The 23,216-nt window shown below is 70.3% G+C and carries 19 protein-coding genes and 1 tRNA gene; 15 read left to right on the top strand and 5 right to left on the bottom strand.

Translation table 11 applies throughout. The features are described from left to right. Window positions 1-24 precede the first annotated feature (24 nt). The 5 genes from AB0I71_RS25160 (at window position 25) to AB0I71_RS25180 (ending at window position 4,796) form a co-directional block, all read left to right on the top strand. Window positions 25-390, top strand: a complete 366-nt coding sequence (locus AB0I71_RS25160; RefSeq protein WP_357588584.1) for a YciI family protein — start codon at window positions 25-27, stop codon at window positions 388-390. A gap of 243 nt (window positions 391-633) precedes the next feature. Next, window positions 634-2,082, top strand: coding sequence for a pyruvate kinase (pyk, locus tag AB0I71_RS25165; protein ID WP_357588586.1), 1,449 nt, complete (start codon window positions 634-636; stop codon window positions 2,080-2,082). Continuing rightward, window positions 2,079-2,960 (top strand): acyl-CoA thioesterase II, encoded by an 882-nt coding sequence (locus tag AB0I71_RS25170; RefSeq protein WP_357588588.1) that lies wholly within the window; start codon window positions 2,079-2,081, stop codon window positions 2,958-2,960. The genes pyk and AB0I71_RS25170 overlap by 4 nt, the downstream gene beginning before the upstream one ends. A gap of 196 nt (window positions 2,961-3,156) precedes the next feature. Further along, window positions 3,157-3,618, top strand: coding sequence for an Rrf2 family transcriptional regulator (locus AB0I71_RS25175; RefSeq protein ID WP_357588590.1), 462 nt, complete (start codon window positions 3,157-3,159; stop codon window positions 3,616-3,618). 179 nt (window positions 3,619-3,797) lie between these two features. Continuing rightward, window positions 3,798-4,796 (top strand): sulfite exporter TauE/SafE family protein, encoded by a 999-nt coding sequence (locus AB0I71_RS25180; protein ID WP_357588592.1) that lies wholly within the window; start codon window positions 3,798-3,800, stop codon window positions 4,794-4,796. Window positions 4,797-4,895: 99 nt separating this feature from the next. On the opposite strand, the gene AB0I71_RS25185 is transcribed toward AB0I71_RS25180, so the two are convergent. After that, window positions 4,896-6,326 carry a pyridoxal-dependent decarboxylase gene (locus AB0I71_RS25185; protein WP_357588594.1) on the bottom strand — a complete coding sequence of 477 codons (1,431 nt, stop codon included), beginning with the start codon at window positions 6,324-6,326 and terminating at the stop codon, window positions 4,896-4,898. A 235-nt stretch (window positions 6,327-6,561) separates the two neighbouring features. Between AB0I71_RS25185 and AB0I71_RS25190 the strand changes: the two genes are divergently transcribed. Beyond that, complete coding sequence (locus tag AB0I71_RS25190; RefSeq protein WP_357588597.1) at window positions 6,562-8,808, top strand: cellulose binding domain-containing protein; 2,247 nt, start codon at window positions 6,562-6,564, stop codon at window positions 8,806-8,808. Window positions 8,809-9,081: 273 nt separating this feature from the next. Here the strand turns inward: AB0I71_RS25190 and AB0I71_RS25195 are convergent, their stop codons facing one another. Together AB0I71_RS25195 and AB0I71_RS25200 are read right to left on the bottom strand one after the other, a co-directional pair. Continuing rightward, complete coding sequence (locus tag AB0I71_RS25195) at window positions 9,082-10,098, bottom strand: LLM class flavin-dependent oxidoreductase (protein WP_357588599.1); 1,017 nt, start codon at window positions 10,096-10,098, stop codon at window positions 9,082-9,084. Between the two features lie 43 nt (window positions 10,099-10,141). Then, window positions 10,142-10,621, bottom strand: a complete 480-nt coding sequence (locus AB0I71_RS25200; RefSeq protein ID WP_357588601.1) for an Lrp/AsnC family transcriptional regulator — start codon at window positions 10,619-10,621, stop codon at window positions 10,142-10,144. A gap of 83 nt (window positions 10,622-10,704) precedes the next feature. Between AB0I71_RS25200 and AB0I71_RS25205 the strand changes: the two genes are divergently transcribed. Continuing rightward, on the top strand, window positions 10,705-11,880 hold the full coding sequence (locus AB0I71_RS25205; protein WP_357588603.1) for a PLP-dependent aspartate aminotransferase family protein: 1,176 nt from the start codon (window positions 10,705-10,707) through the stop codon (window positions 11,878-11,880). 159 nt (window positions 11,881-12,039) lie between these two features. On the opposite strand, the gene AB0I71_RS25210 is transcribed toward AB0I71_RS25205, so the two are convergent. Then, a complete protein-coding gene (locus AB0I71_RS25210; RefSeq protein ID WP_357588605.1) occupies window positions 12,040-12,327 on the bottom strand; it encodes a hypothetical protein in 288 nt (95 codons plus the stop codon). A gap of 383 nt (window positions 12,328-12,710) precedes the next feature. Beyond that, window positions 12,711-12,793, bottom strand: a tRNA-Leu gene (locus AB0I71_RS25215). Between the two features lie 81 nt (window positions 12,794-12,874). Between AB0I71_RS25215 and AB0I71_RS25220 the strand changes: the two genes are divergently transcribed. The 8 genes from AB0I71_RS25220 (at window position 12,875) to polA (ending at window position 23,023) form a co-directional block, all read left to right on the top strand. Beyond that, window positions 12,875-13,495 carry a response regulator gene (locus AB0I71_RS25220; protein ID WP_099844779.1) on the top strand — a complete coding sequence of 207 codons (621 nt, stop codon included), beginning with the start codon at window positions 12,875-12,877 and terminating at the stop codon, window positions 13,493-13,495. A gap of 163 nt (window positions 13,496-13,658) precedes the next feature. Beyond that, a complete protein-coding gene (locus AB0I71_RS25225) occupies window positions 13,659-14,861 on the top strand; it encodes a hypothetical protein (RefSeq protein ID WP_357588608.1) in 1,203 nt (400 codons plus the stop codon). Between the two features lie 363 nt (window positions 14,862-15,224). Then, the gene (locus tag AB0I71_RS25230; RefSeq protein WP_357588610.1) at window positions 15,225-16,379 is read left to right on the top strand and encodes a branched-chain amino acid ABC transporter substrate-binding protein; all 1,155 of its coding nucleotides are present in this window, start codon (window positions 15,225-15,227) and stop codon (window positions 16,377-16,379) included. A 65-nt stretch (window positions 16,380-16,444) separates the two neighbouring features. Further along, window positions 16,445-17,428, top strand: a complete 984-nt coding sequence (locus AB0I71_RS25235) for a branched-chain amino acid ABC transporter permease (RefSeq protein WP_204013929.1) — start codon at window positions 16,445-16,447, stop codon at window positions 17,426-17,428. 8 nt (window positions 17,429-17,436) lie between these two features. After that, window positions 17,437-18,582 (top strand): branched-chain amino acid ABC transporter permease, encoded by a 1,146-nt coding sequence (locus AB0I71_RS25240; RefSeq protein WP_357588612.1) that lies wholly within the window; start codon window positions 17,437-17,439, stop codon window positions 18,580-18,582. Further along, window positions 18,575-19,516: an ABC transporter ATP-binding protein gene (locus AB0I71_RS25245; protein WP_357588614.1), complete on the top strand. Its 942-nt coding sequence runs from the start codon at window positions 18,575-18,577 to the stop codon at window positions 19,514-19,516. Before AB0I71_RS25240 ends, AB0I71_RS25245 begins: the two co-directional genes overlap by 8 nt. Then, entirely contained in the window at window positions 19,506-20,216 is a 711-nt protein-coding gene (locus tag AB0I71_RS25250) for an ABC transporter ATP-binding protein (protein WP_099844786.1), read from the top strand. The genes AB0I71_RS25245 and AB0I71_RS25250 overlap by 11 nt, the downstream gene beginning before the upstream one ends. 107 nt (window positions 20,217-20,323) lie before the next feature. Then, window positions 20,324-23,023: a DNA polymerase I gene (polA, locus tag AB0I71_RS25255; protein ID WP_357588616.1), complete on the top strand. Its 2,700-nt coding sequence runs from the start codon at window positions 20,324-20,326 to the stop codon at window positions 23,021-23,023. Window positions 23,024-23,216 lie beyond the last annotated feature (193 nt).

Below are 23,216 nucleotides of genomic sequence, written 5' to 3' on the forward strand. Positions count from 1 at the left end.
GGCGGGCCGGGCGAAAGGGAAGCCATGTCAGGGGAGCCGCAGGTCGACTTCGCGCTCGACACGTACGAGTGCATCGTGCTGTATCCCGGCGCCGCCGGGCGGGCGTTGCCGCCCGAGACCGTCCAGCGGTTGCAGGCCGAGCACGCGAGTCACATGCAGGCGATGCAGCGGCGGGGGATCATCCTCGTCGCCGGGGCGGTGGACGGTCAGGCCCGGGAACCGGACCCGCCGCTCGGGTTCGGTCTGGCCCGGACCGGCTCGGTCGACGATGTCCGCAGCGTGATGGAAGCCGACCCGGCGGTGCAGGCGGGCCTCTACCGGGTGGACGTGATGACCTTCCTCTGCCCGGCCGGTTCGCTGGAGTTTCCGCTGGTCAAGACGGAGAGCTGAGCCGATCCGACCGCCCTCACGCACCGTCGTCTGATGTTCGCCGTCAGTCGCCCACCCGGAGCTCCCCCACGTGTACTGGCACCAGGGGCGTACCATTCCGGCGCGCGGTCGCCGTTGCCCGCCATCGACGTCCGGAGCGGTTCACGCTCGCCGGCTGTGCGGGTAGCCGCGCGCCGTTGGACAACTGTTCCACATTGCGCAAGGGGTCGGCCGGTGGTCCGACCCGGAGGAGAGACTAGCCTGATGGGCGTGACACGCCGCGCGAAGATCGTCTGCACTCTTGGCCCCGCCACCTCGTCGCCCGAGCGCATCCGCGGGCTCGTCGAAGCCGGCATGAACGTGGCGAGGCTCAACTTCAGTCACGGCAGCCACGCCGACCACGAGTCGGTCTACCGGCTCGTCCGGGAGGCGGCGGAGGCGGCGGGCCAGCCGGTGGCGATCCTGGCTGACCTCCAGGGACCCAAGATCCGGTTGGGCCGGTTCGCCGACGGGCCGCACGAGTGGCGTACCGGCGATTCCGTGGTGATCACCGGCGACGACGTCGTGGGCAGCAAGGAGCGGGTCTCCTGCACTTACCGGAAGCTTCCCCAGGAGGTCAAGCCCGGTGACCGGCTGCTGATCGACGACGGCCGGGTCGCCGTCGAGGTCACCGACGTCACCGGCAACGACATCCGGGTACTGGTCACCGAGGGCGGACCGGTCAGTAACAACAAGGGTGTCTCGCTGCCGAACGTGGCGGTCAGCGTGCCCGCCCTGTCGGAGAAGGACGCCGCCGACCTGCGCTTCGCGCTCGGCCTCGGTGTCGACCTGGTCGCCCTGTCGTTCGTCCGCTCCGCCGACGACATCAAGCTCTGCCACTCGATCATGAGTGAGGTCGGCGTGCACCGCCCGGTGCTGGCCAAGGTCGAGAAGCCGGAGGCGGTCGACCACCTCGAAGCGATCGTGCTGGCCTTCGACGGCGTCATGGTGGCCCGCGGCGACCTCGGCGTGGAACTGCCGCTCGACGAGGTGCCGCTGGTGCAGAAGCGCGCGGTGCAGCTGTGCCGGGAGAACGCCAAGCCGGTCATCGTGGCCACCCAGATGCTCGACTCGATGATCGAGAATTCGCGGCCGACCCGCGCCGAGGCCTCCGACGTCGCCAACGCGGTGCTCGACGGCGCCGACGCGGTGATGCTCTCCGGCGAGACAAGCGTCGGCAAGTATCCGGTGCTCACCGTCAGCACCATGTCCAAGATCATCACCACCACCGAGGCCGGGTCCATCCTGGTGCCCCGCCTCCAGCACGACCCGCGTACGCACGGCGGCGCACTCACCGTGGCCGCCTCCTCGATCGCCCGGGCCATCGGCGCGAAGGCGCTCGTCGCGTTCTCGCAGACCGGTGACACCGTGCGCCGGCTCAGCCGGCTGCACTGCGACCTGCCGCTGCTGGCCTTCACCCCGGTGCCCGAGGTGCGCGCGCAGCTCGCTCTCTCCTGGGGGGTGGAAACCTTCCTGATGCCGTTCGTGCAGCACACCGACGACATGTTCCGCCAGGTCGACCAGGCGCTGCTCGGGCTCAACCGGGGCAACCCCGGTGACTACGTGGTGATCGTGGCGGGCAGCCCGCCCGGCAGCCCCGGCTCGACGAACACCCTGCGGGTGCACCAGCTCGGCTCGCTCGTTGACGCCGCCACCGCGCGGGCGTTGCAGTGACCGACGGCTCGCTCGTCGGCCAGGCCGCCGTCGACCAGCTGCTGGAGGTGCTCGACCTCTCCTCGACGGGCGCCATGTCGTTCCGGGGGATGAGCCCACCGGTCGGCCCGCAGCGGGTCTACGGCGGCCAGGTCGCCGGCCAGGCCCTGGTCGCCGCCGGCCGCACCGTCGACCCGGAGCGGGTGGTCCACTCGCTGCACGGCTACTTCGTGCGCGCCGGCGACCCGGCCGAGCCGATCGAGTACGAGGTGGAGAACATCCGCGACGGCCGCTCGTTCTCGGTGCGCCGCTCGGTCGCGCGCCAGCACGGCAAGACCATCTTCTTCATGTCCGCCTCGTTCCAGCGGCACGAGGAGGGACTGGATCACCACGCCCCCCTTCCGCCGGACGTGCCCGGTCCCGAGTCGGTCCCCACCATGTCCGACCGGCTCGCCCGGTACCCGGAGCGGCTGGGCATCTGGGGCCAGATCCCCCGACCCATCGACGTGCGCTACGTCGGCGAACCCGGTTGGGTACGCCCCGGCGACCGGCCGGCCGACCCGCACCAGCGGGTGTGGATGCGCATCGACGGCAAGCTGCCCGACGACCCGCTGCTGCACGCCTGTGCCCTGACGTACGCCTCCGACCTGACCCTGCTCGACTCGGTGCTGTCGGTGCACGGCGAGGTGTGGGGACCGGGCGGCGTGGTGGGCGCGAGCCTGGACCACGCCCTGTGGTTCCACAGGCCGTTCCGGGCCGACGAATGGTTCCTCTACGACTGCTGGAGCCCGTCGGCCTCCGGGGCGCGCGGACTCGCCACCGGCCGCATGTTCACCGTCGAGGGCGACCAGATCGCCAGCGCCGTGCAGGAGGGCCTGCTCCGCCGCGTCGGTGCGTAGTGCGGTGTCCAGGAACGATTACCGGGCCGCGCCGGGTCCAGCAGACGACCGGCGGCGTCGGAGTCTTGCCGGATCGCCGCCTGGCCCTCGCCGCGACACCGCCCCCCGTCCCTGGACTCCGCACTGGCGCGGATCTCCGTCGCCGGTGGTGGGCCGCCGGTTAATGCCTGGATACCTGACGGTTAACCTGTCCGGCATGCGTCTCTCAGCCCGGGTGGACTACGCCCTTCGAGCGGTCGCCGAACTGGCCTCGGTGACCGGGGCTGGACGCGGTCGCCCGGTCACCGCCGACCAGATCGCGCGGGCCCAGCAGATCCCGCCGAAGTTCCTGGAGAGCATCCTGCTGCAACTGCGCCGCGGTGGCGTGGTGCAGGCCCAGCGCGGGCCCGAGGGCGGCTACTGGTTGGCCCGGCCGGCTGAGGAGATCTCCCTCGCCGAGGTGATCCGGGTGATCGACGGGCCGCTGGCCCACATCCGGGGCCAACGGCCCGAGCACCTCGGATACCAGGGCGCGGCCCGGGCGTTGCAGGAGGTCTGGATCGCGTTGCGGGCCAGCGAGCGGCAGATCCTCGAACTGGTCACCATCGCCGACGTGGCCCGGGGCACCCTGCCCGAGTCGGTCACCAAACTGGTCGCCGACCCCGGCGCCTGGACCTGACGACCCGCGCGGCGGCCCGGCCGCAGCTCGCGGGCACACTCATGCCGCCGTCGACGGCCGCCGCGCGGCGGCCGTCGACGGTGTGTCGTCTCACTGACTGATCGAAGGCTTGACCGGAGACCGGCCATGCCGCATTGTCGACCAAGTTGATAGGAGTTGCCGTCTAGTCGGGAGGCGCCGTGCGCAAGCTGCTCGTCATCGCGCTGGTGGGGCTCGCCGCGCAACTTGTCGATGGTTCGCTCGGCATGGCGTACGGGCTGACCTCCTCGACGTTGCTGCTGCTGGCCGGTGTCGCACCGGCCGCCGCCTCCGCCTCGGTGCACCTGGCCGAGATCGGCACCACCCTGGCCGCCGGCACGGCGCACTGGCGATTCGGCAACGTCGACTGGCGGGTGGTGCGCCGCATCGCGCTGCCCGGCGCGCTCGGTGCCTTCGCCGGCGCCACCTTTCTCAGCGCGTTGTCCACCGAGTCGGCCGCACCGTGGATGGCCGCGATCCTGTTCACTCTCGGCGCGTACCTGCTCGTCCGGTTTTCCCGGCCGCTGCGCCGCAACCCGGCCGCCGGCCGGCTCCGCGGACGTTTTCTCGGCCCGCTCGGCCTCGTCGCCGGCTTCGTCGACGCCACCGGCGGCGGCGGATGGGGCCCGGTGGCCACCCCGGCGCTGCTGGTCAGCGGTCGGATGGAGCCCCGCAAGGTGATCGGCTCGGTGGACACCTCCGAGTTCGTCGTGGCCTCCGCCGCCAGCCTCGGCTTCCTGATCGGCCTGGGCACCGAGGGCTTCCTGCTGCCGATCGTGCTCGCGCTGCTCGCCGGTGGCCTGATCGCCGCACCGATCGCGGCCTGGCTGGTGCGCATCGTGCCGGCCCAACTGCTCGGCGCGGCGGTCGGTGGCGTGATCGTGCTGACCAACGCCCGCGTGCTGATGCGCGCCGGCGACCTGGGTGGCCCGGTGCCGGTGATCGTCTACCTGCTGCTGGCCGCGGGGTGGATCACGGCCCTGACGCTCGCCGTCCGGGTGCTGCTGCGTACCCGCCGCGAGCGGGCCCTCGCCGCGACCCACCCCACCGAAGCACTCCCGCGCACCGCCGGCGAGGCGGGTGCCACCGCCGCACCGGGCCAGGCCACCGCCGAGCCCGTCACCGCCGGCTCGGCCACCGGCCCTCGTACCGAACACTGACCCACCCCGCACCCGCCGACCCCGGTTGATCATGAGGTTGTCGTCCCGCCCGGCGTGGCGCGACAACAACCTCATGATCAACGAGGTGGTCGCCGGGGGTCAGGCCGGGAGGGACTCCGCTGCGTGGGAGATCAACTTCCAGGCCTCGTCGACGTGGGCCTGGGTGGTCTGTGGGGCGCCGACAGCCAGGCGCAGCGTGTGCCGACCGGCGACCCGGGTGTGGGTCAGATACACCCGGCCGGAGGCGTTCACCGCCGCCAGCAGCCGCTCGTTCGGCCCGTCCGGGCCGCGCAGCCGGAAACAGACAAGGGCGTACGGGTGGTCGGCGACCAGTTCGAACCGTTCGTCGGCGCGGACCCGGTCGGCGAACCCGGCGGCCAGCGCTACGCTCCGACGGATGTGGTCGCGCAGGCCCTCGACGCCGTACCAGCGCAGCACGAACCACAGCTTCAAGGCCCGGAACCGCCGGCCCAACGGCACCTGCCAGTCCCGGTAGTCGATCACCGTGCCGGACTCGGTGGCCGCGTTGCGCAGGTACTCCGGCAGCACTGTCAACGCCTGCACCAGCTCACCGGCGTCGGCCACCCAGAAGGCGTCGCAGTCGAAGCCGGTGAGCAGCCACTTGTGCGGGTCGAAGCAGTACGAGTCGGCGTACTCCAGACCGGCGTGGCCGGAACGCAACTCCGGGCAGACCGCCGCCGCACCCGCGTACGCGGCGTCGACGTGCAGGAAAACACCGTGCTCGGCGCAGATCGGCCCGATCTCCGGCAGCGGGTCCACAGCCGTGGTGGAGGTGGTGCCCACGGTCGCCACCACCAGGGCGGGCACCACCCCGGCGGCCCGGTCCGCCTCGATCGCGGCGCGCAGCGCCGCCGGCGACATCGCCCGGGTCACCGGGTCCACCTCGATCAGACGTACCCCCTCGGCGCCGAGGCCCGCGATCCGGGCGGCCTTCTCCACCGACGAGTGCGCCTCGGTCGAGGTGTACACCCGGTAGCGGCGGTCGACGCCGGCCTGGCGCCACCGGCCACCGGCGGCCCGGTGCACCGCGATCAGGGTGGCCACCAGGGTTGCCGAGGAGGCCGAGTCCTGGATGACGCCGCCGCCGCTGCCGGCGGAGCGGAACCTCGCCGGCAGGTCCAGCAGGTCCGCCAGCCAGTCGAGCAGCACCGTCTCCAGTTCGGTGCAGGCCGGGCCGGTGGCCCAGAGCATGCCCTGCACGCCCAACCCGGCGCTGACCAGGTCACCCAGCACGCTGGGGCCTGAGGTGTTGGCCGGGAAGAACCCGAAGAAGCCGGGATGCTGCCAGTGGGTCAGCCCGGGTGCGACGAGCTTGTCCAGGTCGGCGAGGACCGCCTCGACCGGCTCGCCCCGGGCCGGTGGCCCGGCCGGCAGCCCAGCGGCCACCGTGCCGGGCGGGTCCTGGGAGGTCACCGGGCGGTCCGGGAGCGTCGCCCAGTAGTCGGCGACCCAGTCGACCACCGCGTACCCGGCCCGGCGGAACTCCTCGGGCGTCATGTGTGCAGCCACCCGGCGAGTGGATCAAAAGACCAGCTCCGGGAGCAAGACAACGGATCGATTGTGTGCAGAAAGCGCTTGCCCTAGCATCACTCACGCGCGGGAGTGCAATCATGGGCGTCGATCAAATCCGCTAGCGTGGCGCGGCCCGCTGGCCCGGGCACGGCCAGCGGACCACCAGCTCGTCGGCTCCGGGCACGGCCGACGGCCGCCGCACGCCGCGCGTCCGACCTCCACCGGAGGAACCATGCTTCGCACCGCCCCCCGGGCGGCGCTGCTCGCTGCGGCTACCGCCACCGCGGTCGCTGCCGCCGGCGTGCTGACCACCCTGACCGCCTCGGCCGCCGCCGCTGGATGTCGCGTCGACTACCGCGTCACCAACCAGTGGACCGGCGGCTTCGGCGCCGACGTCACCGTCACCAACCTCGGCGACCCGGTCAACGGCTGGACGCTCACCTGGTCCTATGCCGCCGGACAACAGGTCACCCAGGCCTGGAACGCCACAGTCACCCAGTCCGGCGCTCAGGTGAGCGCCCGCAACGTCGACTACAACGCCGCCATCGGCACCAACGGCAGCGCCAACTTCGGCTTCAACGGCTCGTGGAACGGCAGCAACCCGGCACCGACCAGCTTCGCGTTGAACGGCACCACCTGCACCGGCGCCACCACCCCGACCACCCCGCCACCCTCACCGACCACGCCCCCGCCGTCACCCACCACACCCCCACCGACGACGCCACCGGCCGGAGCGATGCAGGCGGAAAACCTGGACCGTGGCCTGATCAGCGTCCGCTCCGGCTCGGCCAACCTGGTCTCCTGGCGACTGCTGGGCACCGAGACCGCAGGCGTCGCATTCAACCTCTACCGGGGTACGACAAGGGTGAACTCCAACCCGATCACCGGGGCCACCAACTACCTCGACAGCGGCGCGCCGGCCGGCACGGCGTACACCGTGCGGGCCGTGGTGGGCGGCGCCGAACAGGCCGCCTCCGCGCCGGCCCTGCAGTTCCCGGCCGGGCACCTGGACGTGCCGTTGCAGATCCCGCCGGGCGGCACCACCCCCAGCGGCGAGGCGTACACCTACTCCGCGAACGACGCCAGCGTCGGCGACCTCGACGGCGACGGCCGGTACGAGTTCGTGCTCAAATGGGACCCGTCCAACGCCAAGGACAACTCGCAGTCCGGCTACACCGGCAACGTCTACGTCGACGCGTACACCCTCACCGGCACCCGGCTTTGGCGCATCGACCTCGGCCGCAACATCCGGGCCGGCGCCCACTACACCCAGTTCCAGGTGTACGACTACGACGGTGACGGCCGCGCCGAGGTGGCCATGAAAACCGCCGACGGCACCCGCTCCGGAACCGGCCAGGTGATCGGCGACGCCAACGCCGATCACCGCAACTCCGCCGGCTACGTCCTCGCCGGCCCCGAGTACCTGACCATGTTCGACGGCCGCACCGGTGCCGCCCTCTCCACCGTCAACTACGACCCGCCGCGCGGCACCGTCTCATCCTGGGGCGACTCCTACGGCAACCGGGTCGACCGGTTCCTCGCCGGCACCGCCTACCTCGACGGACAACGCCCGTCGCTGATCATGGCCCGTGGCTACTACACCCGCGCGGTCATCGCCGCCTGGGACTTCCGCAACGGCACCCTCACCAAGCGATGGACCTTCGACTCCAACGCCTCCGGTAACGGTGCCGCCGCCGGGCAGGGCAACCACAGCCTCTCCATCGCCGACGTCGACGGCGACGGCCGGCAGGAGATCGTCTACGGCGCGGCCACCATCGACGACAACGGCCGCCTGCTCTGGTCGACCGGCCACGGCCACGGCGACGCCGGGCACGTCGGCGACCTCGACCCGTCCCGCCCCGGACTCGAATACTTCAAGGTCAGCGAGGACGGCAGCAAGCCCAGCTCCTGGTTCGCCGACGCCCGCACCGGCCAGATCCTCTGGTCCACCCCGACCGGCGGCGACAACGGCCGAGGCGTCTCCGGTGACATCTGGGCCGGCAGTCCTGGTGCCGAATCCTGGTCGGCAGCAGTCAACGGACTGGCCAACACGCGTGGTCAGAACATCGGCCGCAAGCCGTCCTCGACCAACTTCCTCATCTGGTGGGACGGCGACCCGGTCCGCGAACTGCTCGACGCCACCCGGATCGACAAGTACGGCACCGGCGGCGACACCCGCCTGCTCACCGGCAGCGACGTCGCGTCCAACAACGGCACCAAGTCGACCCCCGCGCTCTCGGCCGACCTGCTCGGCGACTGGCGGGAAGAAGTCGTCTGGCGTACCACCGACAGCCGGGCACTGCGCATCTACAGCACCCCGACGCCGACCAGCACCCGGATCCACACCCTGATGCACGACATGCAGTACCGGGTCGCCATCGCCTGGCAGAACACCGCCTACAACCAGCCCCCGCACCCGAGCTTCTTCATCGGTGACGGAATGGCCACACCACCCACGCCCGACATCCACCTGCGTTGACCGGCGGAGGCAGGAAGCGGTAGAAGACGAGGAAAAGGCACCGGGCCGCAATCGCGGAATCCGCACAACTGCGGCCCGGTGCCCCACACCGCGGCACCCCCGACCCGTCCCGACCGGGGAGTGCCGTACCACCACCGGATACAAAGTTAGGCGGGCTCCGCGTCGCGAGGGTGACGCTGCCGTGAAGATCGTGTTTCGCAGCCGCCGAAACGCTGTGACCTGGCCCACCATGCCGTCCCGGCACCGGAGCCCGCCCCGGTGCCGGCGACCGCGTCAGCGCCGCAGACCGCCGGCCACCTCGGTCGCGATCAACTCGAACGAGCGCACCCGGTCGGCGACGTCGTACACCATCGTCGTCAGCATCAGCTCATCCGCGCCGGTGCTGGCCAACAGCTCACCCAACTGCCGACGGACCGTCTCCGGAGAACCGCTCGCCTGACCCTGCCGGCGCTGCGCCAGGAACTCCCGCTCGAACTCGGTGTACGGATACGCCGCCGCCTCATCCGGACTCGCCAGCGGCTCCGGCCGCCCCGACCGCAACCGCAGAAACGACAACCCGGCCGGCCCGGCCAACCACTCCGCGCGCTCGTCGGACTCCGCACACACCGCGTTCACCGCCACCATCGCGTACGGCCGCTCCAGCCACCGCGACGGGCGGAAACTCTGCCGGTACAGCGCCAACGCCGGCAACGTGTTCTGCGCGCTGAAGTGATGCGCGAAGGAGAACGGCAGACCCAACGCGCCGGCCAACTGGGCACTGAACCCACTGGAACCCAGCAACCACACCGCCGGCCGCTGCCCGCGCCCCGGCGTCGCGGTGATCCGCCCCGACGCCGCCTCGTCGAAGTAGCCCATCAAATCGTTCAGCTCGCGGGGAAAACCCTCGGCCGACAGGCCCTCCATCGTCCGGCGCAGCGCCAACGCGGTGACCTGATCGGTGCCCGGAGCACGGCCGACGCCCAGGTCGATGCGCCCCGGATGCAACGCCTCCAGGGTGCCGAACTGCTCGGCCACCACAAGCGGCGCGTGATTGGGCAGCATCACCCCACCAGAACCGAGCCGGATGTCGGTGGTGTGCGCGGCCAGATGCGCGATCAGCACCGCCGGCGCCGAGGACGCGATGCCCGGCATGTTGTGGTGCTCAGCCACCCAGAACCGGTGATAGCCCAGCTCGTCGGTGCGTCGAGCCAACTCGGTGGTGTGCCGCAACGCCTCACCGGCGGTGGCGCCGGCGGCGACAGGGGCGAGGTCCAGGACAGACAACGGAACGTCGATCACACGCCTGGCCAACCCGGCGTACGCCCGTTCTGTTCCCGGCGGCAGGTCGACGTGATCAACCTGACCCGCGGGCCTGCTCGAAGATCAGGCTGGTCTGGGTGTGCTGCACCGCCGGATCCACCGCCAGATGGTCCAGCACGAAATCGCGCAACGCCTCCGCCGAGGCGGCCCGCACGTGCAGCACGTAATCCTCCGCGCCGGCCACATGAAACACCGACACCACCCCCGGCAGGCGCACCGACCGGGCCCGGAACGCGTCCACCGCCGCCCGCGCGTGCTCGGTCAGCCGTACCGACACCAGCGCCTGCAACGGCAACCCCAACGCCGCCGGATGCACCTCGGCGTGGAAACCCCGGATCGCCCCGCACTCCCGCAACGCCCGGGTACGTGCCAGACATGTCGACGGAGCCAGCCCCACCCGTTCGGCCAGGGCGTTGTTCGGCAACCGGCCGTCGCCGGCCAGTTCGGTCAGGATGGCGCGATCGGTGTCGTCGAGAGCCGCGAACGGCCGAACATCGTTCGATACGGGGGGCATGCCAGCATCCTCCACCGAACACCGCCAGCTCCGAAAGCGAATATGACGAATAATATTCGGAACTATTGCCCCTGATGGGCGGGATGTTCGATCCTCACGACATGACGACCGTGGACACCCGAGCCGTGCACGCCGGCCGCGACGACCTCACCGCCCTCGGCGTCCACGTGCCACCGATCGACCTCTCCACCACCAACCCCCTACCCTCGGTGGACGCCGGCGGCGACGCCTACGAAACCCTCGCCACCGGAGGCACCCTCCCCACCGGCGCCAGCGCCGTCTACCAACGCCTCTGGAACCCGACGGTCGCCCGCTTCGAAACCGCCCTCGCCGAACTCGAAGGCACCACCGACGCCGTCGCCTACGCCAGCGGCATGGCCGCACTCACCGCCACCCTGCTCGCCGCCACCCGCGACGGCCGACGCCACCTCGTCGCCGTCCGCCCCCTCTACGGCGGCACCGACCACGTACTCGCCACCGGCCTGCTCGGCACCGAAGTCACCTGGGTCCGCCCCGACGAGGTCGCCAACGCCATCCGCCCCGACACCGCCCTGGTGATCGCCGAAACCCCCGCCAACCCGACGCTCGACCTGATTGACATCGCCGCCCTCGCCAACGCCGCCGGCCCGGTGCCCCTGCTTATCGACAACACAGTCGCCACCCCGGTGCTCCAACAGCCCACCCGCCACGGCGCCCAACTGGTGCTGCACAGCGCCACCAAGAGCATCGGCGGCCACGGCGACGTCCTCGCCGGAGTGGTCGCCTGCGACGCCGAATGGGCCACCCGACTGCGTCAGATCCGCGCCCTCACCGGCGCCATCCTGCACCCGCTCGGGGCGTACCTGCTGCACCGTGGCCTCCAGACGCTGCCGCTGCGGGTCCGCGCCCAGCAGGCCGGCGCGGAGAAACTCGCCCTCTGGCTCGCCACCCACCCGGCGGTCCTGCGGGTCCACCACCCCGGCCTGCACGACCCGGCCGGCCTCATCGGCCGCCAGATGTCCGGCCCCGGCAGCCTCCTCGCCTTCGAGGTACGCGGCGGCGCGCCCGCCGCCGCAGCGGTCGCCGGCGCCTGCCGACTGATCACCCACGCCGTCTCACTCGGTGGCGTCGACACGCTCATCCAGCACCCGGCATCGCTGACCCACCGCCCGGTCGAGGGAGAAGCCAAGCCCGACGGCGGCCTGCTGCGCCTCTCGGTCGGCCTGGAGGACCCGGAAGACCTGCGCGCCGACCTGGCGGCCGCGCTCGCCACGATCTAGTTGACCTTCGGCGGGCTCTCCGGTGCCCGTCGGCGCTGTCCGGGTGGGTCACGACTTCGGGCCGACGTGGCGGTCCAGCGCGGCGACCGCTTCGCGGCGGGCGACCGAGAGGCTGTTGGGTCGGTTCATCCGCCAGGCGATGCCGAGCAGGTCCAGCCCTCACTGGCAGAGCCCCATGATGTCGGTGGACTCGTTGACGAACATGTAACGCGGGTAGACGTACGTCTTTCCCCGAACGGTGACCCGGTTCGCGATCCGGCAACCGTCGGAGTGGAACAGGCCGCGCAGAAAGTCACCGGGGACCGCCCGGACGACGCGCTCCTGCCAGTCAGCAAGAACGATCCGCCGCTCGTGCTTCTTGCCAGGCCCATGTTGTGGCAACAGGCAGGGCCAGTGTGCGCCGTAGCTCTGTACGTCAACGCAGCCCTCCTTCTGCACGCGTTGCACGGAGGCTGCCAGCACTGCGCGCATGGCCCTGTCACATAGGGAGATCAAGTTCGGCCAGGTGTCGGAGCAGTAGATGCGCAGGACCGGTACTCGGGCGCTTGTGACAAGGTGACCATCACCGAGGTAGAGACCAAGGAGATAGGCGTATGCCTGTGGATCGGAGGGACCGACCTCATCCGGGAGGCAACGGAAGCAGCGGGTCGAACTTCCGACCATGACAGGTTCCGGCCGGTCAACACACCAGTGCCACACGGTGGTGTAGGGGAGCGCGAGGGCGCGGGCCACCGAGCGGATGTTGTGGCCCTGGGCACGTAGAGCACGGACGCGCTTCCGCATTTCGGGAGGATGCACGTCACTATCGTCGAACACGTGTATGACAAGAGTGCCGGGAGCGGGATTCGAACCCGCAAGCCCTTTCGGGCAGAAGTGTTTGAGACTTCCGTGTATGCCGTTCCACCATCCCGGCGGGTGGCGCTTACTGTACCCGACTACGCTCGTGCGGGAGCATGGGTGGTAGCCGTGCCGGAAACGATGGTGGGAGTGGCTCGTGGCCGAAACGCAGACGGATGCCGCGCGCAGGCGGGTACTGATCGCCGAGGACGAGGCGCTGATCCGGCTGGACCTGGCCGAGATGCTGGCCGAGGAAGGCTATGAGGTGGTCGGCGAGGCCGGTGACGGCGAGGCCGCCATCCGGCTGGCCGAGGAACTCAAGCCCGACCTGGTGATCCTCGACATCAAGATGCCGATCATGGACGGGCTGGCGGCCGCCGAGCGGATCGCCGGTGCCCGGATCGCCCCGGTGATCATCCTGACCGCGTTCAGCCAACGTGACCTGGTGGAGCGGGCCCGCGCGGCCGGCGCGATGGCGTACCTGGTCAAGCCCTTCCAGAAGAGTGACCTGGTGCCGGCGGTGGAGATCGCCCTCTCCCGCTACTCGGAGATCGCCGCGCTGGAGGCCGAGGTGGCCGGGCTGACCGACCGGCTGGAGGTCCGCAAGGCCGTCGAGCGGGCCAAGGGCGCGCTGATGACCACCTACAACATGAGTGAGCCGCAGGCGTTCAAGTGGATCCAGCGCACCGCGATGGACCATCGGATGACCATGAAGGAGGTCTCCGACCGGATCCTCGCCGAGACCGCTGGCGGCGAGGTCGCCGAGCCAGCCTCCTGACCGGCGCCGTCCGGGCCGCCGCTCGTCGGTGGCCGCGTGGCGAGTGCGTCTCGCGGCGAGTGCGGTGGCCGGCACCGAGCGGTGCGCCACCAGTGCCGCCGATGCCAGCCCGCCCGTCGCGGCCGTCGCCGGGGAGCGCGGTCAGGGCCTAGCATCTGGCCGCATGGGCATGAGGTGGCTCGTGGGTACCCGCCGTGGCGGTGGTCCTCGTCTCGTCCCGGTGGTGGGCGGCGTGCTCGCGGTGCTGCTGGCCGGTTGTCCCGCATCGAACGGTGAGACCGATGAGCCGGATCCGGTGTCGGTGGTGTGGCAGCGGGTTCAGCTGCCGTCGCTCGACGGGCCGGGGCGGGTCGTGCTGCGGGATCTGGCCGTGTGCGCCGGGCGCTGGTATGCCGCGGGTGCGGTGGCCGACGGGGCTGGCGGTACCCGACCGGCGGTGTGGTCCAGTCGGGACGGTGCGGAGTGGACGCCGGTGCCGGTGGTGGCCGATTCCTATTACGGGCGGCGGAGTGTGTTGTTCTCGATCGCCTGCCGGGACGGGCGGGCGGCCGCTGTCGGGGGCAAGGTCGGTGGCGCGCACGGCAATCCGCGGGTGAGTTCCTGGTGGCAGCGGGGTGACGGCACGCTTGTCGAGGTGGCGGCGTCGTTCGAGATGTACGGCGGGCCGAAGGCGGTGAACGTGTCCCGGCTGGCCGCCGGTCCGGCTGGCTGGCTGATTGTCGGTAACCGGGCCAGTGGTGCGGCGGCCTGGGTGTCGCCGGATGCCGCGGAGTTCACGTTGATCGAGGGCGCGCCGGAGCTGTCCACCGACGATCAGGGCGTGACCTGGGTGTTCGACGCGGTGGCCGGGCCGTCGGGGTGGCTGGCGGTGGGTGGGTTGCTGGCGCCGGGTCGGATCGACCGGGATCCGGCGGTCTGGACGTCGGTGGATGGGCGTGGCTGGCGTCGTACCGTGTTGCCGGGTTCTGAGGCGTACGAGGAGATGCAGCGGGTGGTGCTTGTCGACGGCACGCCCGTGGCTGTGGGTCTGCGGGGTCGGGGGTTCGGCGCGTGGCGTCAGGAGCCGGCGGGCTGGGCGGCTGCCGGAGGGTTCGGTGGGGTTGCCGGTGGGGTGGCGTCGATCGGCGGGTTGGCTGTCTCGGCCGGGCGGATCATGGCGGTGGTCTCGGACGGTGAGCGGTACGGCGGGTGGCTCTCGGTGGATCGGGGTGACCGCTGGCGGGTGGTCGAGCTGCCGGTGGCGGCACCGGTGGGGGCGGGCCGGGCGGTGGGTCTGGCGGCGGATGGTCAGCGGTGGTGGCTGTCCGTGGATGACGGGTCGGAGACGTCGTTGTGGGTCGGACAGATCTCCGCCACGTCCGAGTGAAGCCGATCGGCTACTTTCCGTAGTTGCTTCAGCTGGCCGGGGGTCGCCGTCCGGGTGGAGCCTCCGGCTGTCGGTAGGGGTGTTTGCGGTGATCGATGACGTCCCGACTGGCGGACGGCCAGCCGCTCAACGACCGGTCAGCGGATTGACCTGTTACGGGGTTGGCGGCGTTCGGGGCCGTCTTCGTAACGGTTTCGCAGACCCCGCCCCAGCCTCTTCCGAGACCGTATGAGTGTGGGTACGCTCCGCCATCACGAGCCGTAATGCAGGGGGTGTCCTTGCTGGGCCGGTGGTGCCGCGCCACAGCCGTCGCCGCCGCCCGGGTCAGGTGCCTGTCCTGCTTCTGGAGGAGGTCAGGAAGCCGTGAGGCGAAGCTATTCAAGGGCGCTGGGTACTGCCGCGCTCGCCGCGGTGCTGGTCGCTGCCGCGGGCTGCCAGGACACCGGCAGCAGCAACGGCGACGACGCCGCGTCCGGGGACTGCGGTGGCAAGATCGCCATCTTCGGTGCGTTCACCGGCGACAACGCGGGTCTGGTGCTGCCGTCGCTGAACGGCGCGAAGCTCGCGATCAAGCAGCACAACGACGCGAACGCCGACTGCCAGATCGAGATGGTCGAGTTCGACACGCAGGGTGACCCGGCACAGGCCACCCCGGTCGCGAACCAGGTGGCGGGTGACACCTCGTTCCTCGGTGTCATCGGTGGTCACTTCTCCGGCGAGTCGGACGCCACCATGCCGGTCTACGAGGCCGCTGGTCTGGTGATGGTCGCCCCGTCGGCGACCCGGACCGACCTGACCCAGAAGGGCAACAAGTCCTTCTTCCGGGTGGTCGGCAACGACGGCACCCAGGCGGGCGCCGTGGCGACCTACCTGAAGTCGCAGAACGCGCAGCGGGTCTTCCTGATCGACGACGCCAGCGCCTACGGTGCCGGTATCACCGCCGAGCTGACCAAGAACCTGGGTGCCACGGTCGCGGCCAGCGACAAGATCCAGGAGCGGCAGTCGCAGTTCGAGGCGACGATCTCGAAGATCAAGGCGGCGAACGCCGACTTCGTCTTCTACGGTGGCTACACCCGTGAGGCCGCGCCGCTGGTCCGCCAGATGCGTTCCGCCGGTGTCCAGGCCAAGTTCATCGGTCCGGACGGTCTCTACGACCCGGCGTTCCCGGCGGGTGCCTCCGGCGGTGCCGAGGGCTCCATCATCACCTGCCCGTGCCTCCCGGCCGACAAGGCCGGCGGCACCTTCACCGCCGACTACCAGGCCGCCTACGGCCAGGCGCCGGGTTCCTACGGTGCTGAGGGCTTCGACGCCGCGCAGATCTTCGTGGACGCCTTCAAGGACGGCAAGAAGACCCGCGCCGAGATCCTGGAGTTCGTGAAGAACTACGACAAGCAGGGCGTGTCGAAGTACATCAAGTTCGCCGAGAACGGTGACGTCGACCCGAGCCGCGTTGTCATCTGGTCGTACGAGATCAAGGGCACGGCGTTCGAGCCGCTGCAGGAGCTCAAGCTCAGCTGACGACCGGCACCGAGTGCGGCCGGGGTTGTTCGTTGCCCCGGCCGCGCTCCATGCAAGGAGACCTGGTGAATTTCGACGATCTCTTCGGCCACATCGGCCAGCACACCGTCGATGGGTTGTCCAAGGGGGCGATCTATGCCCTGATCGCCCTGGGCTACACCCTGGTGTACGGCGTCCTGCGTCTGATCAACTTTGCCCACTCCGAGGTGTTCATGGTCGGCACCTTCGCGGTGCTGGGTCTGTGGACCGCTTTCGGGGTGGAGAACAACCCGCCTATCGGCCAGGCGGTGCTACTTCTGGTGCTCGGTCTGATAGTCGCGGGGCTGGCGTCGGGCGGCACCGCGCTGGCGATCGAACGGATCGCCTACCGCCCGCTGCGGCGCAAGAACGCGCCGCCTCTGATCTTCCTGATCACCGCCATCGGCCTGTCGCTGGTGCTGGTGGAGATCTTCGGCCTGGTGCTGCCGAAGCTGCTGGGCGAGGCGGTGCCCTCGATGTTCGGCCGGGCCCGGATCATCCTCGGTATGCCGACGATCATCGAGTCGAAGACGCTGTTCACGGTCTTCGGCACGTCGGTCACCAACATCCAGGTGATCGTCTTCGTGGCGGCCGTGGCGATGATGGCGCTGCTGGACTGGTTCATCAACCGCACCCGGTACGGCCGGGGTGTGCGGGCGGTGGCGCAGAACCCGGAGACGGCGGCGCTGATGGGCGTCAACCAGGAGCGCGTGATCATGCTGATCTTCGTGCTGGGTGGCATCATGGCCGGCGCGGCGGCGCTGTTGTGGAGCATGCGGTTCGGCTTCACCCAGAGCAGTATCGGCTTCGTGCTCGGTCTCAAGGCGTTCACCGCGGCGGTGCTCGGTGGCATCGGTAACCTGCGCGGCGCGCTTGTGGGCGGGTTGTTCCTCGGCATCGTCGAGGTCTACGGCGCCACCCTGTTCGCGTCGAACTGGGAGGACGTCATCGCCTTCGTGGTGCTGGTCGTGGTGCTGATGTTCCGGCCGACCGGCATTCTGGGCGAATCGCTGGGGAGGGCCCGAGCATGATCAACAAGATGCGAGAGCTGGACCGCAGCCGGGTCAACGCCCTGCACTCGGTCGCCGACCGGTGGAAGGCGTTGCCGAAGTGGCAGCGGTCCCTGGCGTTCGTCGCCTTCGTGGTGTTCCTCTACTACCTGCCGCTGCTCGGCATTCCCGGCCTCACCTGGTTGCGTACCGACTCGATCTCGGGCGGCAGCAACTGGGCCGGTGTGCTGTTCACCTGCGCCGTCTACGTGCTGGTGGCGATCGGCCTCAACGTGGTGATCGGCCTGGCGGGGCTGCTCGACCTCGGCTACATCGGCTTCTTCGCCATCGGCGCGTACGCGGTGGCGTTGTTCGGCTCGGTGAACTCGCCTGTGGTGCAGTACTTCCAGCGGGAGTTCGACCTGCCGCCGACCTGGGCGGTGACCTGGGCGATCTGTGCCTTCATCGCGCTGGTGATGGCGCTGATCTCCGGGGTGATCCTGGGTTGGCCGACGTTGCGGCTGCGCGGTGACTACCTGGCCATCGTGACGCTCGGCTTCGGCGAGATCATCCGGATCGTGGCCCGCAACATGGAGGGTGTCACCCGGGGCCCGCAGGGCATCGCGGCGATTCCCGGGCCGGAGGGCCCGCCATCGTCGGACAACCAGATCTTCGGCCTGATCGACATCAAGCCGTGGTACTGGCTGGCGATCACCGTGGTACTCCTCATGGTCTTCGCGGTGCGGCGGCTGGAGCACAGCCGGGTCGGCCGCTCCTGGCTGGCCATCCGGGAGGACGAGGACGCCGCCGCGGTGATGGGCGTCTACCCGTTCAAGTTCAAGCTCTGGGCCTTCGCCATCGGCGCGGCGCTGGGTGGCTTCGCCGGCTTCCTGTTCGCCAGCCGGTACGCCTTCATCGACCCGACCCAGTTCAACGTGAACCTCTCCATCCTGTTCGTGGCGATGGTGGTGGTCGGCGGGTCCGGCAACATGGTCGGCGTGTCGGTGGGTGCGGTGCTGTTGGCGTACCTGCCGGAGCGGTTCCGGGAGATCGCCGACTACCGTTGGTTGGCGTTCGGACTGGCCATGGTGCTGGTGATGATCCTGCGGCCGCAGGGTCTGATCCCGAGCCGGCGGCGGGCCCGCGAGTTGAAGGACCGCGCGGCGGAGGCAGAGGAGGCGCCCGCTCATGTCTGATGAGACGAACACCCCGGCGGCGGCGCCGAAGATCCCGGCCCAGCCGGGACCGGCCAAGACCCTGCTGGAGGTCGACAACGTCACGCTGCGGTTCGGTGGCGTGGTCGCGCTCAACGAGGTCAAGTTCGAGATCAAGGAAGGCGAGATCCTTGGTCTGATCGGGCCCAACGGGGCCGGCAAGACCACCTGCTTCAACGTGATGACGGGGGTCTACAAGCCGACCTCGGGTTCGGTCCGGTTCCGTGGCGAGCGGGTCACCGGTCGCAAGCCGCACCAGATCAGCCGGCTGGGCATCTCCCGGACGTTCCAGAACATCAGGTTGTTCCCGGAGATGTCGGCGCTGGAGAACGTCATGGTCGGGACGGACTCCCGGCACAAGACGAGCGTGCCCGGTGCGCTGTTCCGGTTGCGGCGGGTGCGGCCCAAGCCGGAGGAGTTGCCGGAGGTCACCGCTTCCGGTGGCCTCGTGCGTACCTGGCAGCAGGTGCGGCGGTCCTTCGCCAAGACCTTCGGCCTGTCCCGGCACATCCTGGAGGAGCGGGCGGCCGAGGACAAGGCGATGGAGCTGTTGCGCTTCGTCGGCATCGCCGACCGGGCCAACGACGCGGCGCGCAACCTCCCGTACGGCTACCAGCGGCGGCTGGAGATCGCCCGGGCGCTCGGCACCGAGCCGAAGCTGCTCTGCCTGGACGAGCCGGCGGCCGGGTTCAACCCGGCCGAGAAGGAGGATCTGCTGGGGCTGATCCGCCGGATCCGCGACATGGGCGTGACCGTGCTGCTGATCGAGCACGACATGCGGCTGGTGATGGGTGTCACCGATCGGATCGTGGTGCTGGAGTTCGGCAGCAAGATCGCCGATGGCCTGCCGGAGGCGGTCAGCCGAGACCCGCGGGTGATCGCGGCATACCTGGGGGAGCCCGCCGATGCTGCTTGAGTTGGACAACGTCAGCGTCTCGTACGGTCGGATCGAGGCCTTGCACGGCATCAGCCTCACCGTCAACGAGGGGGAGGTGGTGGCCCTGATCGGCGCCAACGGCGCCGGCAAGACCACCACCATGCGGGCGATCTCCGGTACCCGGGCGCTGTCCGGCGGTCGGATCACCTTCAACGGCGAGGACATCAGCAAGCTCCGCGCCGACCTGCGGGTGGTCCGGGGCCTGTGCCAGTCGCCCGAGGGTCGGCAGATCTTCCCCGGCATGACCGTGCTGGAGAATCTGGACATGGGGGCGTACACCCGGCGTGACCACGCCGGTATCGCCGCCGACCTGGAGCGGGTGCTGGAGATGTTCCCCCGGCTGCGGGAGCGTCGCAAGCAGGCCGGTGGCACCCTCTCCGGCGGTGAGCAGCAGATGCTCGCCGTCGGTCGGGCGCTGATGAGCCGGCCGAAGCTGCTGCTGTTGGACGAGCCGTCGATGGGCCTCGCGCCCATGATCATCCAGCAGATCTTCGACATCATCGTGGAGATCAACCAGCAGGGCACCACGGTGCTGCTGGTGGAGCAGAACGCGCAGCAGGCGCTCTCCCGGGCCCACCGGGCGTACGTGCTGGAGACCGGTCGGATCGTCAAGGAGGGCACCGGTCAGGAGCTCCTGCACGACCCGTCGATCAAGGAGGCGTACCTGGGCGTGGCCTGAGGTGCGTCGTACGGCGCCGGCCGTCCATCCCGCTGGGGTGGGCGGCCGGCGGTGTTCCCGGCGCTGTCGCGCCAGCCTTGTCAGCGGTACGGACTAGAGTCGCAGCCGTGACAGCTACGACCCCGCGCCTGCTCCTCGTCGACGGACACTCCCTGGCCTACCGGGCGTTCTTCGCCCTGCCAGTGGAAAATTTCTCCACCACGACCGGGCAGCCGACAAACGCGGTCTACGGCTTCACCTCAATGTTGATCAACGTGTTGCGTGACGAGCAGCCGACCCACATCGTCGTCGCCTTCGACGTCTCCCGCCGCTCGTTCCGCACCGAGAAGTACGCGGAGTACAAGGCGGGCCGCAGCGAGACCCCTACCGACTTCAAGGGCCAGGTGAGCCTGGTGAAGGAGGTCCTGGCGGCGCTGCGCGTGCCGGTGGTGGAGAAGGAGGGCTACGAGGCCGACGACGTCATCGCCACCCTGGCCTGCCAGGCCCGCGACCAGGGGATGCCGGTGCTGATCTGCACCGGCGACCGGGACGCCTTCCAACTCGTCGACGAGCAGATCACCGTGCTCTACCCGCGTAAGGGCGTCTCCGACCTGGCCCGGATGGACCCGGCGGCGGTCGAGACGAAGTACGGCGTGACCCCGGGCCGTTACCGCGACCTGGCCGCGCTGGTCGGCGAGACCAGCGACAACCTGCCCGGCATTCCCGGCGTCGGCCCGAAGACCGCAGCGAAGTGGATCAACGCGTACGGCGGGGTGGAGGGCGTCATCGCCCGCGCCGACGAGATCAAGGGCAAGGCGGGTGACAGTCTCCGGGAACGGCTCGCCGACGTGATCCGCAACTACGAGATCAACGAACTGGTCGCCGACCTGGAGCTGCCGCTGCGTCCCGAGGACGCCCGCTGGCAGGGATGGGACCGCGAGGCCGTGCACCAGGTCTTCGACACCCTTCAGTTCCGCATCCTGCGGGACCGTCTCTACCAGTACCTGGAGGCGGTCGAGCCGGAGGCGGAGTCGGGCTTCGACCTGGCCGGTGAGGTGCTGGCCGCGCCCGGGGCGCTCGTGGGTTGGCTGGAGACGCACGCGCCGGCCGGCACCGGCGTCGGCGTCGCGGTCAAGCTCGACACCGGCCCGAACCGCCGGCACACCGCAAGCGTCACCGGGATGGCCGTGGCCACCGCCGACGGCGCGGCGGCCTGGTTCGACCCGGGTCAGCTGGAGCCTGGTGACGAGGCGGCGCTGGCGGCGTGGCTGGCCGACGAGACCCGACCGAAGGTGCTGCACGACAGCAAACCGGCGGTGCTCGCCTTCGCCGCCCACGGGTGGGACCTCGCCGGCATCGCCCGCGACACGCAGATCGCCGCCTACCTGGCCCGCCCCGACCAGCGGTCCTACGACCTGACCGACCTCGCGCTGCGCTACCTGCACCGGGAGTTGCGGGTCGACGCCCCGGAGACCGGCCAGCTGACCCTCGACGGGCTCGGCGGCGACAGTGAGGCCGAGCAGAACCTCATGCTGCACGCCCGGGCCACGCTGGACCTGGCCGACGCGATCGACGCGGAGCTGTCCCGCGACGGGGAGCAGTCGGCCCGGCTGATGGCCGGGGTGGAGCTGCCGCTGATGCGGGTGCTGGCGCAGCTGGAGCGCACCGGCATCGCCGCGGACACCGACTACCTGACGGAACTGGAGGCGCACTTCGCCGCCGAGGTGAAGGCCGCCGCGCAGGGCGCGTACGAGGCGGTCGGGCGGGAGTTCAACCTGGGCTCACCCAAGCAGTTGCAGGAGATCCTCTTCGGCGAGCTGAACCTGCCCAAGACCAAGCGGATCAAGACGGGTTACACCACCGACGCCGACGCGTTGCAGTGGCTCTACGCGCAGAACCCGCACCCGGTGCTGGCCCACCTGCTGCGGCACCGCGACGTGGCCAAGCTCAAGTCGACCGTGGACGGGCTGCTCAAGTCGGTCTCCGACGACGGGCGCATCCACACCACCTTCAACCAGACGGTGGCCGCCACCGGCCGGCTCTCCTCCACCGAGCCCAACCTGCAGAACATCCCCATCCGCACCGAGGAGGGGCGACGGATCCGCCGCGCCTTCGTGGTGGGGGAGGGCTTCGAATGTCTCCTGACCGCCGACTACAGCCAGATCGAGATGCGGATCATGGCGCACCTGTCGGCCGACGACGCGTTGATCCAGGCGTTCAACTCCGGCGCCGACTTCCATGCCGCGACGGCCTCGTCGGTCTTCACGGTGCCGCTGGCCGAGGTCACCCCGGACCAGCGGCGCAAGATCAAGGCGATGAACTACGGCCTGGCGTACGGACTCAGTGCCTTCGGCCTTTCCCAGCAGCTCGGCATCAGCGCCGAGGAGGCGCGCGGGTTGATGGAGAACTACTTCGCCGGATTCGGCGGCGTACGGGACTACCTCCAGGAGGTGGTCGCCCGGGCCCGGCAGGACGGCTACACCTCCACCATCCTCGGCCGCCGGCGTTACCTGCCCGACCTGGTCAGTGACAACCGGCAGCGCCGGGAGATGGCCGAGCGGATGGCGCTGAACGCCCCGATCCAGGGCTCCGCGGCGGACATCATCAAGGTCGCCATGCTGCACGTGGACACCGCGTTGCGCGACGCCGGCCTGCGCTCCCGGATGCTGTTGCAGGTGCACGACGAGCTGGTCTTCGAGGTGGCGCCGGGAGAGCGGGCGGCGCTGGAGGACCTGGTACGCCGTGAGATGGGCGGGGCGTACCCGCTGTCGGTGCCACTGGAGGTGTCGGTGGGCGACGGACGCGACTGGAACAGCGCCGACCACTGATCCTTCACCAGGGGCCTGGAGGGTGTCGGGGCGCCGACATCCGGGCCTGGAGGGGTTTCGGGGCAGCCCGACCCGCTCCGGGCGGTCAGGCTTGATCCCTGCGCGCCAGCCCGCTGGATCGTGGTCGGCGGGCCGGCTTGACAGGCAAGTGTCCGCTTGCCTATAAATGTGTCTGTGGACGCCGACCCTGACC

The organism is Micromonospora sp. NPDC049891, from assembly GCF_040660295.1.
Classification (GTDB): Bacteria; Actinomycetota; Actinomycetes; order Mycobacteriales; family Micromonosporaceae; genus Micromonospora.